Origin of the sequence: Leptospira biflexa serovar Patoc strain 'Patoc 1 (Paris)' (assembly GCF_000017685.1) — a bacterium.
Classification (GTDB): Bacteria; Spirochaetota; Leptospiria; order Leptospirales; family Leptospiraceae; genus Leptospira_A; species Leptospira_A biflexa.
Genome location: NC_010602.1, coordinates 3,210,320 through 3,223,478, shown reverse-complemented (window position 1 = coordinate 3,223,478; position 13,159 = coordinate 3,210,320). Strand labels below are relative to the sequence as shown.

The 13,159-nt window shown below is 36.1% G+C and carries 10 protein-coding genes; 3 read left to right on the top strand and 7 right to left on the bottom strand.

The annotated features are described in order from the left end of the window. Nucleotides 1-16 precede the first annotated feature (16 nt). Complete coding sequence (locus LEPBI_RS15205) at nucleotides 17-661, bottom strand: TetR family transcriptional regulator (protein ID WP_012390030.1); 645 nt, start codon at nucleotides 659-661, stop codon at nucleotides 17-19. Nucleotides 662-809: 148 nt separating this feature from the next. On the opposite strand from LEPBI_RS15205, the gene LEPBI_RS15200 reads away from it, so the two are divergent. Together LEPBI_RS15200 and LEPBI_RS15195 are read left to right on the top strand one after the other, a co-directional pair. After that, nucleotides 810-1,895, top strand: coding sequence for a flavin reductase family protein (locus LEPBI_RS15200; protein WP_012390029.1), 1,086 nt, complete (start codon nucleotides 810-812; stop codon nucleotides 1,893-1,895). A 43-nt stretch (nucleotides 1,896-1,938) separates the two neighbouring features. After that, nucleotides 1,939-3,120 carry a fatty acid desaturase family protein gene (locus LEPBI_RS15195; RefSeq protein ID WP_012390028.1) on the top strand — a complete coding sequence of 394 codons (1,182 nt, stop codon included), beginning with the start codon at nucleotides 1,939-1,941 and terminating at the stop codon, nucleotides 3,118-3,120. Between the two features lie 92 nt (nucleotides 3,121-3,212). On the opposite strand, the gene LEPBI_RS15190 is transcribed toward LEPBI_RS15195, so the two are convergent. Beyond that, nucleotides 3,213-4,925 (bottom strand): acyl-CoA dehydrogenase family protein, encoded by a 1,713-nt coding sequence (locus LEPBI_RS15190; protein ID WP_012390027.1) that lies wholly within the window; start codon nucleotides 4,923-4,925, stop codon nucleotides 3,213-3,215. 360 nt (nucleotides 4,926-5,285) lie between these two features. Between LEPBI_RS15190 and LEPBI_RS15185 the strand changes: the two genes are divergently transcribed. Beyond that, nucleotides 5,286-6,092 carry a dienelactone hydrolase family protein gene (locus tag LEPBI_RS15185; RefSeq protein WP_012390026.1) on the top strand — a complete coding sequence of 269 codons (807 nt, stop codon included), beginning with the start codon at nucleotides 5,286-5,288 and terminating at the stop codon, nucleotides 6,090-6,092. Here LEPBI_RS15185 and LEPBI_RS15180 read toward each other — a convergent pair. The 5 genes from LEPBI_RS15180 to LEPBI_RS15160 all read right to left on the bottom strand — a co-directional run bounded on the left by LEPBI_RS15180 (nucleotide 6,041) and on the right by LEPBI_RS15160 (nucleotide 13,157). Then, on the bottom strand, nucleotides 6,041-9,151 hold the full coding sequence (locus LEPBI_RS15180; RefSeq protein WP_012390025.1) for an efflux RND transporter permease subunit: 3,111 nt from the start codon (nucleotides 9,149-9,151) through the stop codon (nucleotides 6,041-6,043). The two genes, LEPBI_RS15185 and LEPBI_RS15180, sit on opposite strands and share 52 nt — an antisense overlap. 1 nt (nucleotide 9,152) lies before the next feature. Then, on the bottom strand, nucleotides 9,153-10,292 hold the full coding sequence (locus LEPBI_RS15175) for an efflux RND transporter periplasmic adaptor subunit (RefSeq protein WP_012390024.1): 1,140 nt from the start codon (nucleotides 10,290-10,292) through the stop codon (nucleotides 9,153-9,155). Further along, entirely contained in the window at nucleotides 10,289-11,425 is a 1,137-nt protein-coding gene (locus LEPBI_RS15170) for a TolC family protein (RefSeq protein WP_476703315.1), read from the bottom strand. Before LEPBI_RS15170 ends, LEPBI_RS15175 begins: the two co-directional genes overlap by 4 nt. A gap of 243 nt (nucleotides 11,426-11,668) precedes the next feature. Further along, nucleotides 11,669-12,064, bottom strand: a complete 396-nt coding sequence (locus tag LEPBI_RS15165; RefSeq protein ID WP_012390022.1) for a hypothetical protein — start codon at nucleotides 12,062-12,064, stop codon at nucleotides 11,669-11,671. A 4-nt stretch (nucleotides 12,065-12,068) separates the two neighbouring features. After that, a complete protein-coding gene (locus LEPBI_RS15160) occupies nucleotides 12,069-13,157 on the bottom strand; it encodes a DUF1574 family protein (protein ID WP_012390021.1) in 1,089 nt (362 codons plus the stop codon). Nucleotides 13,158-13,159: the final 2 nt, after the last annotated feature.

Genomic DNA, 13,159 nt, shown 5'->3' with positions numbered 1-13,159 from the left:
TGCGTCCATGATTTCCTTAACCCATTGCTTTATGGCTCGATCTATGTTTGTGTTTCCTTCCTCGGATCGTTCCTATGAAAACCAACCGAACTTGTTTGATCGTTTTCACTTTTAACTTTCGCATCTCAAAATGTTCTTCTGGATCCAAATCCAAATAATCAGATGCCATTTGAAAGCATAAACTCACGATGAGTTCGGACGCAAATAATGTATCATCTTTGCTTAAGGACTTTGGCATCCGCATGTCCTTGGCCAATTCCCCTGCAATCCTTCCCATCGCCTCTCGGATCTTTTCCCGAATTTTACGGTTTCCCCCTGTCCGTTCTCTGGCAATGAATCGAAAACGAGAGCGGTGCGTTGTGACGTAATCGAAAAAATACCCTATGGTGAGTTGTAGGGCAGACCGGTAGGCACCTTTTGTCCTCGCATCTCCTACGATCATTTGGATGCGATTCCCACATTCTTCCACCAAGTGTAGGCCTAGTTCTTCCATGGATTTAAAATGTCGGTAGAAGGCCGCAGGAACGATTCCAGCCTTTGCTGTGACTTCTCTGAGGCTCAGGTCGCCCAATCCCTTCTCTTCTCCCATCAGCTCGAGGGCGCTTTCTAGCAGGTTTGTGTGCGTGATTTGTTTTTTTGTGTCTCGGATGCCTGGTTTCATGGATTGAATTCAGTAAACAATCGTTCACTTTTTTTGCGAAAGCAAGGAAAAAATCCTTCTTTTGGGTTGACATAGTTAACGATGTAAGTTAACACTATTAGATAAATTCGTGAACAAGTGTTCACTTAAATGCGAAAACGAGGCGAAAATGAAATCATTTCCTTTTATCTACAACGAACCGCGGGAATTCTTAAGTTCCTTACAACCCAAAGAGTGGGCCAATTTTTTCTTGGGTGAATTGAACCCTAGATTTTCTGTCACAGCCACAAAAGCAAAAGTCATCGAAGTGAAAGAGGAGACTTCCGATTCCAAAACAATCGTTTTGAAACCAAACTGGTTATGGAAAGGATTTGCATCTGGCCAACATGTGCCAGTGACTGTGGAAATTGCGGGAAGAAGGGTCACTCGATTTTATTCCTTATCATCTCACCCAAATGACAAGTACCTCCAAATTACCGTAAAACGCCAGAAAGGTGGTCTTGTTTCAAACTTTATCAATCAGAACATCAAAAAAGGTGACATTCTGGAATTGGGTGAAGCATCCGGTGACTTTGTTCTCACAAAAGAGCTACCAAAAGATTTGTTGTTCTTGGCAGGTGGAAGTGGAATCACACCAATCCATTCCATTCTCAGAAGTTTACAAACGTTAAACTATACTGGAAAAGCGACTCTATTGTATTTTGTAAGATCCTATGATGATATTATCTTCAAATCATCCTTCGATTCCATGCAAAAGAATTCAAATTGGTTAACAGTTCACTATGTATTTTCTGATATTCCTAAAGAAGGGTATGCTTCGGGTTTTTTATCAAAAGAGATTTTAGAAACCTATGTTCCAAACTTAAAATCATCCTCCGTTTATGTCTGCGGACCTTCTCCAATGCAAACGAAAGCATTGTCTTTATTAGAAGGATTACCTGTAAAATCCGAGTTATTCCTCCTTCCTGGACAAAATGTAGGCAAAGTGAAAAAAGAAGGAACAGTAGATGTATTTTTAACTTTAAGTCACAAAACCATCCAAGTAAAAGGGGAACGTTCCATATTAGAAGAGTTAGAAGAACAAGGGATTTATCCGCAAAGTGGATGCCGTATGGGAATTTGCCATACATGTGTTTGTAAAAAACAAACAGGTTCCATTACGGATCTTTCAAATGGGGAAACTTCTCAATTGGGCGAAGAAAATATCCAAATCTGCGTTTCTAGAGCTGAATCCAATTTGGAATTAGAACTATAACTTTTAATCACAAAGGAAATTGAAATTATCATAGGAAAACAAAATGAGAACAATTAGTAAAAAATTAAACAAAGAAGAAATTGAAGCATTCGGAAAAGAAGTTGATACACTTCGTGAAGAAGTAATGGCGAAAGTCGGAAAAGAAGATGCTGATCATATTCGTTTTATCTATAAAACCTATCGTTATACAGAAGTTTTGGGAAGAGGTTTGATCCACTTTAGTTTTGAACCAATTTCCTTCGTTGCTGGAACGCTTTTGTTATCTATTTCCAAAATCATAAATAATATGGAACTAGGTCATAACGTCTTACATGGTCAATATGATTGGATGAATGACCCGCGTTTCAACTCTAGAACATTTGAATGGGACATTGTTTGTAATGCCCACCAATGGAAGTTTTACCATAATTATATGCATCATACATATACAAATGTTTTGAACAAAGACCATGACTATGGATATAATTTCACAAGATTAACAGAAGCACAGAAGTGGAAACCAGTTCACCTAACACAGCCTTTTACGAATATGTTTTTGGCGATGAACTTTCAATGGGGAATTGGTGCCCATGGATATCGAGTTGAGTATTTAGAAACTCCCAAAAAACTAAGAAAGAAAAAAACACTTAATGATTACAAAGCACTATTCTTTAAAAAAATTGAACTCCAACTCCTAAAAGATTATATTTTGTTTCCGGCTCTTGCTGGTCTCAATTTTCCAAAGGTAATTTTAGGAAATTTATTGGCCAATTTGATCAGAAATCTTTGGACATATGCTGTAATCTTCTGCGGTCATTTTACAGAAAATGCAGAGTCATTCACAACAGATGAAATTGTCGGTGAAACAAAAGCACAATGGTATTTAAGACAACTCAAAGGATCTTCGAATTTGGAAGGTAACAATTTGTTTTACACGATGACAGGTCATTTGAGCCATCAAATCGAACATCATATGTTCCCAGACATGCCTGCGAAACGATACCGTGAAGTAGCTCCACGTTTGAAGGAAATCTGTGCAAAGTATGGGCAACATTACAATACCGGAAGTTTCGTAAAACAATTTGCATCTGTATGGAAACGAATTATCGCGTATTCATTTCCAGATCATATTGCATCGAAGGTTATGGGAAAACGTAAAAAGTTTTTAGAACCAACGATTGTATTAAGCCAACCAAGCTTCCAAGTATCTCTTCCATCTGAAGAGAAATCTGTAACACTCACTTAATCTGAACGATCTCGGACTTCCTTTACCTCGCAATGGAGGAAGTCCTTCCCTTTACTTTCTCGTGGGTCCTCTTTACGGAGGACCCTTTTTTTTTATAAGGATTTTAATTTGATTAAATTGGAACTGAGAATTGCAAAACTATCGTTATGAAATTCTTTACACCACTTGGTTCGAATTTCCTTTCTCGATTTAGATTTGTTTTTGTTTCGTTCCATAAGATAACCGATGATCACTCTTGCAGCTGATTCTACCACTTCGAAACTATATGCTTCTTTTGTGCTTTGATCTTGAATGGACTTAAATGATTCCACGATGGATTCAAATACTTCACGGATTTCTTTTAGTCGTTTGTTTCCATCAGATCCTAGAGACAAGTGGTCTAAGTAAGCTCGAAAGGTTCCCGTTCCACTCATTCCAGATGTGATTCCTCCAATGGCCGCGTTGACTTGGATTTGTGTGGTGCCATCATAAATATTTGTGATCCGTGCGTCACGATACAATCGGGAAAGATCATAGTCCTCCGTATAACCAGCGCCACCTAATACCTGTAAACCATCGTAAACTAAATCATTACACATTTCTGAATTGTAATACTTGGAAATTGGAGTGAGCGTATTTGCAACTTTCTCCCAAAATTTTGCCGATTTAAGTTCTTCTGTAGAGACTTCTCTACCATCTTCATACCAGTAATATTTATCCACTGAATAGGCAGCTTCTACCATTAGGCAACGCATTCCAGCAAGTTCTCTTTCCATTCGATCTAACATTCTACGAACAGCAGGGATTTCATAAATTGGTTTTCCAAATTGAATTCTTTCATTCGCATATTTGTATGATTCTTCAAATGCAGCGGTAACAATTCCGGTACCTTGGCTAGACACGCTGAGACGCGCACCATTCAACATACCCATTACGTATTTTACAAGACCAAATCCTTCCTTTCCAACCAAATGACCTTTGCTATTTTCAAAGACTGTTTCGCATGTAGCAGATGCTTTGATTCCTAGTTTTTTTTCAATACCTTGTACAACATAATCTTTGTTTTCAACGATAAAGAACGAAAGACCTCTTGCTCCACTTTCTTGTGTTCCAGTTCTTGCAAGTGTGAGAGTGATGCCAGATCCTCCATTGACCCCGCATGCAACTGTTTGAAATCGTTTGGTTCCATTTAAAAACCATTCTTCTCCATTTTTGAAAGCTTTCGTGGTAATGTTTGGTAAGTCAGATCCGAAGTCTGGTTCAGATAATCCCATTGTGACTGTATAATTACCTGAGATGAGTTTCGGGATCCATTCGTTTTTCATTTCTTCCGATGCACACACTTCCAAGATTGCAGCAAGACCCATACTTCCAACGGCAATTGTGATCGAGCTATCTGACCTATACATAATCTCTGCTATCATTGCTTTGATGATACTTGGTACACCTAAACCACCGTATTTTCGTTTGAAGGCGGCTGGACCGAGTCCTGCATCATAATACATTTGAATCACATCTACCATTTCTTTTGGATGGATCACTTCACCATTTTCAAATTTTAATCCTTTAGAATCGACGATAGAGGCCACTTGAGAAACATACATTCCGCTGATTTCACCACAGGATTTCAATATCTCTTCGTAAAATGAAATCGCTTCATCAACGTTAGTTGGTGCCATTTCTAGTTTGGGATTTTTTGTTGATTCAAAAAGTTTTGCGTCTAAAAACTGATTCTCGTAAATAGGGACAATTTCATTCCAATCGATTAATTCATAGAAGTGTTCTTTCAGGTCTTCGTTGCTAAGAAAATAATTGTTTTGGATCATTTTTGTCCTCAGGTTAAAAAGATAATACCAAGCGTTGTCTTGCGATTAAAAAAAATAGATTCATCAAAAAATATAATAAATTGAATCCAAAGTGAACCGATCAGTATACTTCGGATTTTAGTATTTAGAGCGAATGGTCTACTGTCACAAAAGGAGAATTGATGGAAAGTCGGCGAAATTGATTCCATTGAGATGGGAAATGAACTAGAGGCTAGAACTGCAACATTGAATACCGACGATCCTTTTTAATTGGAAAACAATTTTCCTCGTATTTTTCTGCTTTTAACTCCAAATTTCCATTCTAAGATTAGAAAAGATGATCTAAGAACATGAAATGATGTTTTGATCAAAAGGAGATTTATGAAACTGTTCCTTTCCACATCGATTGCATTGTTATTATTGCAATGTAGTAGTCTGCCCACAGCAGAACTTCCAGTTCAATCAACTGTAACTGGTAGCCCTTTCGAATACAAATTGGATGGAAAAACCTATGAAGGTTTTTTTGCTTTAAATTCAAAAACAACTGGAAAACGACCTGGTATCCTAGTGATACATGAGTGGTGGGGAGTCAATGATTATCCAAAACAACGAGCAAAACAATTAGCGGACATGGGATATGTAGCGTTTGTTATGGATGTTTATGGAAAAGGCATTTTAGCAAAGGATCATGTGGAAGCGGGTAAACTTTCAAGTGCAAATGGTGATCCCAAAATTCTTCTTAAAAAAATCTACAAGGCGATTGAAATTCTAAAATCAAATCCAAACGTCGATCCAAATCAAATAGGAGCTATCGGTTATTGTTTTGGAGGTGGTGGAGTCATTGAACTCGCATTAGATGGAGCAGAATTAAAAGGTGGAGTTGTTTCTTTCCATGGGTTTTTAGGGAGTAAAAATTTGGCTACAGGGGTTAAAAAATTAAAAACAAAAGTTTTAGTCCATCATGGGGCAGATGATCCCTTTATTCCAAAAACTTCGGTCGAAACATTTGTGAAAACAATAACGGAAGCAAAAGCTCCTGTCACTTTTGTTTCTCATCCTGGTGCAGTTCATGGGTTCACAAGGCCTGGATCCGAAAAACACGGATTACCAGGCTTAGCTTATAATGAAAAAGCAGATTATGCTTCTTTTGAGAGCATGAAAGATTTTTTTGCAAAAAACTTTAAATAAACAATTGGTAGTACAAATAGGGTTAACCCACTAGCAGTGATTAATCCTCCAATGACAACGGTCGCTAATGGCCGTTGTACCTCTGCTCCTGGCGAGGTGCTAATTGCCATAGGAATGAATCCAATGGAAGCAAGCAGGGCGGTTGTGAGGACTGGCCTAAGCCTTGAAATTGCGGCTTCTTTGATCGCTTCCTCTAATTGATTACCTTTGTGCTCTAACGATTTGATAAAACTAATGAGAACAAGCCCATTTAAGACAGCAATTCCGAACAATGCTATAAAACCAACTCCGGCTGATATGCTAAAGGGTAAGTTTCGAAAGTAAAGTGCTAGAATGCCTCCTGTGATTGCGAAAGGCACATTTAGAAAAATAATAAATGCTGCTAATACTTCGTTAAATGCAAAATATAAAATCAAAAAAATAACCAATAATGTAATCGGAACCACAACCAATAAAGTATTTGTCGCAGATTCAAATTTTTGAAATTCACCACCGAGCGAAAAAGAATATCCTGGAGGGAATTTGATTTTGTCTTCTAATACTTGTTTTACGAATCGTACGGTACTAACCATATCACTTCCCCTGATATTAAACTGGATTAGTGCATATCGATTTTGGTTTTGATGTAAGATTTGAACGGGTCCGTCTTCTATTTTAATTTCGGCCAATTCGTGAAAGGGTGCAAATTGATTTTGTCCTACATTTACGGGTGTATTTGGGATTTGATCTGGGTTTGAATTGATATCAGTTTTTACGACAATATCAAATCGTTTCATTCCTTCATATACGATGCCAGCTGGTACACCAGATGAAAATGATTCGGTAATACGATTGATATCCAAAATATTTAAGTTGTATCTTGCCAACTTTTCTCGGTTAGGTTTGATTCTCAAATATTCTAACCCATATAATTGTTCAATCCTGAGATCTGCGACTCCTTCAATGTTTTTGATTTTTGAGGAAATTTCTTCTGCAATGATTTTTAGTTGGACCAAGTCATCGCCAAAAACTTTTATTCCAACGTCGGCTCGAATTCCAGCCATAATTTCATTGTTTCTCATTTCAATTGGTTGTGATAGACCGTACGCTACTTGCGGAGCAACACGTTGGATGATTTCTTCGAGTTTTTCTTCAATTTCTGCTTTTGTATGATTCCATTCGGACCTTGGTTTCATATTTAAATACATATCCGTTTTTTCAACACCCATTGGCTCAATGGCTAGTTCTGGTGATCCAGTCCTTGAAACAATTTCGGTGATTTCAGATATTTCTTTTAATATCGCATTTTCAATTTTAGTAGAGGATGTTAAAGATTCGGTTAAAGTCGTAGATGGGTAACGGCTAATTTCGATTAGAAGGTTTCCTTCGTCCAATTTTGGTAAAAATTCTCCACCCAATCTGAAAAACATAAAGATTGAAATCATAAAGATTCCAATCGTTGAATATAAAATTTTATTTGGATCTTGAAAGCAAGAATCAAGTTTCGGAATGTACCAGTTCTGAATTTTCTGAAAAAAAACGGTTTTGACTTCTTCCTTTAGATCTGAATTTAAAAAGAAAGAAGCTAAGACTGGAATCACAGTCAGAGTAAGGACAAATGATCCTATCAATGCAAAGAGTACTGTAGTCGCCATCGGGATAAACATTTTCCCTTCCGTTCCACTCAATGTCAGAATTGGAATATAAACAATTCCGATTATAATTTCTCCATAAATCGTTGCCTTTCTGACTTCGATGGTTGCTTGGAGAATTGTATCTTTTTTTTCGGTTGGAGTGAGGGCTCTTTTTAACTCCTTTACTTTTAATCCTAATCGTCTATGTGAATTTTCGATAAGAATGACCGCACCATCTACAATTAATCCAAAATCGATTGCACCCATAGACATCAAGTTTGCTGGCAAATCTCTCATGAACATTAGAGAGATGGCAATGAGCATTGCAAGTGGAATCACTGATGCAATCACGAGACCAGATCGAAAATCACCAATCATTAAAAACAAAATCAGAATGACTAATATGGCACCTTCAGATAGATTCCAAACGATCGTTTTAAGAGTGTTTGATACCATAATCGAACGATCATAGTATGGTTTTATTTTCATACCTGTTGGTAATGTCTTTTCAATTTGAAAAATTTTTTCCTTCACAGACTTTGTTACTTCAAGAGAATTTTCTCCAAGTAACATTAAGGTAACAGCCCCTACAACTTCTGATTTACCTGATGAGGTAGCGGCTCCTTTTCTTAATCTGGGTCCTTCTACGATTTTCGCAACTGTACTCAGATAAATAGGAAACCCATCTTTCATTTTTCCGATTTGGATTTTTTCAAAGTCCGGTATTGTCTTTAAAAGTCCATCACTACCGATGATCAATTGTTCATTGGACCTTTCTATATATCCGCTACCAGTAGATAAATTATTCGATTGAATGGCTTCTACAATTTGATTGAAAGAAATTCCTAACGATGCAGACTTGAAGGTATCAACGATGACTTGGTATTGTTTGGTTTTTCCGCCAAAAGTATTTACCTCTACAATCCCCGGAACTGTTTTCAATGATGGATTGATGTACCAATTCAAATACGTCGTCAATTCCATTTGACTATGGAAATTACTTTCGATTGTAAATTGGAATACTTCTCCAAGACCTGTTGTGATAGGTCCGATCACTGGTTTACCATAAATTGTAGGAATGTTTTCTGAAGCCTCACTTAACCTTTCGCTTACTAGCTGTCTGCTTTTAAATAAATCGGTTCCTTCGGCAAAAACTGCAGTCACTAATGAAAATCCATACCTTGATACAGATCTAACTTCTGTTAAATTTGGAATTCCTGCTAGTGCTCTTTCAACAGGTAATGTGATATATTGTTCGATTTCTAAAGTAGATAATGATGGAGAGGAGGTAATCACTTGCACTTGAACATTGGTGATGTCAGGAACTGCATCAACTTTCAAATGTTTTAACGAATAAAATCCACCAAATACGAGTAATACTGTAAATATTAAAATTAAAAGTCGATTCTGAAGTGAAAAATGGACTAATTTTGTTAAAAATTCCATTTCATTCTCCACCGAAGGTATCTTTGAATAAAATCGATTTTAATTCAAATGATCCTTTTGTTACAACTTTATCACCTTCTTTAAGGCCAGTCAAAACTTCGGTTTTTTGATTCTCGGTAAACCCTGTAGTGACTTCGATCCAATGATATACATCTGGCTTTGTTTCTAAAAAAACAAATTTTGAATTTTGGTAGGATTGAATTGACGATTCAGGAATTTGAATTCCAATTCTTTCATTCACACTGAGGATAGCTTTTCCAAAAAGACCAATTTTTGCTTTACGGTTTGTATTTTTAAAAACAACGCGAGCATGGACTGTCCTAGACTCTAGATCAACTTTTTCTCCGATGTGTTCTAATTTTCCTAAAAATACTAAATCGGGATAAGCATTTAATATGACTTTAGCAGATACTCCTTCTGTCAAATATTTGAGATCATTTTCGTAGATTTTGGCTTGGAACCAAAGATTAGTTAGGTTTGCAATGGTTGTAAGAATTTGATTCCCTAAAACAATCGAACCTAGAACAGCATTTCGAGAAAGTGCTAAACCAGATCTAGGGGCATACACTATATACTGGCCAGTGGAAGAGTTATCAATCCCCAGTCCATTGGCCCTCAAATTTTCCTCTGCAGAATTTTTTTCAGATTCAATCACTCGTAAATTTGCTTCGGCATCAATTAATTCCTGCTTTGCTGCCAAATTCATTTTTACGAGTGAGTTAATTCTTGTTAAATTTTGTTCTGCAGCAGTATATTTTGATTTTGAAACCAAATAGGTAGATCGAAGTTTCGCAAGTTCTGGTGAATCTATAATTGCTAATTTTTGTCCTTTTTGAATGGTATCTCCTTCTACAAAAAATACAGATGTGACTCTACCTGAAATTCTTGCTGGAACATCCATAATATCATCAGGGACAGATTCAGTTTCACCAATCAGTTCAATGTTTGTATGGATTGGCGATAAACTTACTGTTTCAATTTTAATTTGAATTTCTTTCTTCTGCTCATTTGTTAGGTGAAGTGTGTCTTTATTATTTTGTTGTTCTTCAGTAATGAGATTGTTCTGACGTGATTGCCAAAAATAATATGAGATGAAAATAAGTAATATGGATAAGAATAGTATTTTGATATTTTTTTTCATGGTCGTATTTCCAATATGTCTGTAGGTAATCCAAGTACACGAATTAATTCAATTTGTGATACTTCGTACTCTGATTTTGTATTTAAGTAATTTAATTTTGTTTGTAATAAAATTCGTTGGTGATTGATTGCATCAATGATTTTGATTTTTCCAAATCGAATTGCTTCTTGTAAGTTTTTTAAATCTGATTCAGCTCGTTCCATTTTGTTTTCATCGTAAAGATTGATTTCTTCGGATAAAGTCAGAAAATTTGTTAAGGCAAAGAGTACTTCTTGTTTGATATTCCTTGCTACAGATTCCTGAATCACCTTAGTGCTATCAATTTTTGATGCACTAATAATGGATTCACCTTCAAAATCTCTCCAGAGGATCAATGGAAGTGAAATCATACCACCGACGACTCGTTCATTAAACCCATCGTTTTGTGCAAAAGCGCCTAAACTTACATTGGGTATTTTCTGTTTTCTGACTTCATTATGACGCAAGAGTGCGATTTCAATTTCCTTTTCAGTCAAAAAAACTTCTGGTCTATATTGAAATGCCGTTTTTACTAATTCAGTTTTATCTTTTGGAAAACTATTTGGAAGTTTCATTTGGAACGTTTCAAAGTCACTCGACTCAATCTGAATACCAAGTAAGACTTCTAATTCAGATTTTGCATTTTCATACTGGCGATGAGTTTGATTCCATATTTTGAAGATACGAATTTCTTCGGATTCAGATAATGATTCGTCTATTCCAGGTGAAAGTCCTTCATTGATTCTTGCTTTAGATACTTTTTTTAGTTCCTTTACTAAGTTTAAACTATTGAGACTATTTTCTTTTTCTAGAAACAGATAATGAAATCGAATGATTTTTTTTAAGGCTTCAAAAGTAAGAATCCGTTTCACCGTCTCTAATCGAAACACCTGGGCTCTGAATTCTTCATCAGCAATTTGGATCGCAATTTCTCTTTTTCCGTTTGTATAAATTTCTTGGTTCACCATCACTTGGAAGTTACTTGCTGAAGAAGAGGACGAGCCAAATAAGGAAGTTGCTGTTTCTTCATTACGATTTGCCAAATAACCTGAGACATTCGGATTCGAAGGGAAAAAATAGGACGCGATTTTTTTTCTGCCTGAAATTTCTTTCAATTTAATTTCCTCAAGTTGAAAGTCAGGATGACGCGTAACAATGCACTCGCTCATTTCAATCATTGTTGTCATTTTTTGACATGGTTTTCCCAAAATATTCTGAGATTCCAATTGAGTGAAATGAATTGATAAAATCAATATCCCCAGTCGAAACCAATGAACTTTGGATTTCTTTGAATTAAAAAATAAAAACATGGTACCTCCCACGTGTTTTTACGCAAATTGAGAAAAATTGCGATTAAACTAAGTTAGGTGTTGTTTTGGCGGTCGGAATAAAAAAGTTGCGATTACAAAATTTGAAAATTGTATTTCTGCTGGTTCAAAATAGATTTTATGAAGTTGGATAAGAATATGAGAGAGGTATAAATTCCAAGTGATGGAAAGGAGTGAATTACATGGACAAGAAAGACAAACGTGATCAGAATGATCACCTTCTTCACCGAGATCATGGCCTGGATTCGTACCAAAAGTGTGGTCTAAAAATGAGTATGGGCAACCACCTTCAGGAGAACCTAACGAACCACAATTGATCTCGTTATCAACAATTCTTTGATACATAAAATTGGCAGAAAACAAAATAACGAAACAAAGTAAGAGACTTTGTCTGATTTTTTGGACCTGTTTTCCGCTCAGTTTCATAGGTTTATTGAAAGTTTGGAATTTCCTTTGCAGTTTGCAATAACTTATCTACGATATCTGGAACACAAACTGGAGAAACATGACTACAATCTACATAAGTTTTACAACTTAAGCCACCCTGATTCAGACTCACAAAACGAATATTTTTTGAATTAGGATTGATATACATTTTCATATATCGGTTGAAGATACTTTCTTTTGTTATTTGTGATCGAATATTTTGATAATATGGATGGATTTGTGGTTCCCAGATGACGGTTGGAATATTATTTTTTTCAATATGGGCAATGATTTTCTTAAAAAAATTAGTTTCCGTTTCTGAGATTTGGAATCGACTTAAAAAATGTTCCCTTCTGGATTCGGAGTAATTTACGATCCTCTCTTGGAATTCCTCTGGTGGGAATTGATCTATTTCATAACCAATTTTATCAGCAGAAAAAGGACGTTTTGTATTCATATAGGAAGAAATTCCGATAAAGTAAGTATCATTTGACACTCGTTCTCCCGTGAGCAAATTTTTCACTGCTTGCAAGGGTTTGAAATGATAGTTATATCCTAAAAATATTAAACGAGTGACGATATCTCTCTGTATTTCGGGATTCATCGCATCATATAGATCGATCAGTTCACTTTCATGTAACATCAATTCTGCCCATTTTGTTTTATAGGTATAGATGTTGTTTTCGTTCAACATTTCATCTGAAAATTCCAAAAACAGAATGTCTGGTTTAAATTTGGCATCTGACATGGATTTTACGAGAAGATAAAATAACATGAATTCCGAAGCTTTAACGGCCGTTCGAGTTTCGAAATATATAGGATCCTTTAAAGTGGATTTTTTTACTGGAATTTCTGACCATTCATGAAATGATTCCGAACGAGAAGTCCCAGTTACGACTGCAACTTTTTGCCCACTATTTTTAATTTTACTGTTTTCTTCCCAAACGACGGGCATCCCAAGTAAAATATTTTGACCCGCTTTGTAATTTCTACGACCACTTTCTCGAACATCTGGAATACAAATCACCTTATCGATTAAGATGATGCTGAATAAAATTAAGAATGGGAAAGAATAAATTGATATCGATTTCATAT

Coding starts and splice junctions, on each gene's coding strand:
- LEPBI_RS15200 (WP_012390029.1), top strand. CDS start 810: ATGAAATCATTTCCTTTTATCTACAACGAACCGCGGGAATTCTTAAGT.
- LEPBI_RS15160 (WP_012390021.1), bottom strand. CDS start 13,157: ATGAAATCGATATCAATTTATTCTTTCCCATTCTTAATTTTATTCAGC.
- LEPBI_RS15205 (WP_012390030.1), bottom strand. CDS start 661: ATGAAACCAGGCATCCGAGACACAAAAAAACAAATCACGCACACAAAC.
- LEPBI_RS15190 (WP_012390027.1), bottom strand. CDS start 4,925: ATGATCCAAAACAATTATTTTCTTAGCAACGAAGACCTGAAAGAACAC.
- LEPBI_RS15165 (WP_012390022.1), bottom strand. CDS start 12,064: ATGAAACTGAGCGGAAAACAGGTCCAAAAAATCAGACAAAGTCTCTTA.
- LEPBI_RS15185 (WP_012390026.1), top strand. CDS start 5,286: ATGAAACTGTTCCTTTCCACATCGATTGCATTGTTATTATTGCAATGT.
- LEPBI_RS15175 (WP_012390024.1), bottom strand. CDS start 10,292: ATGAAAAAAAATATCAAAATACTATTCTTATCCATATTACTTATTTTC.
- LEPBI_RS15180 (WP_012390025.1), bottom strand. CDS start 9,151: ATGGAATTTTTAACAAAATTAGTCCATTTTTCACTTCAGAATCGACTT.
- LEPBI_RS15195 (WP_012390028.1), top strand. CDS start 1,939: ATGAGAACAATTAGTAAAAAATTAAACAAAGAAGAAATTGAAGCATTC.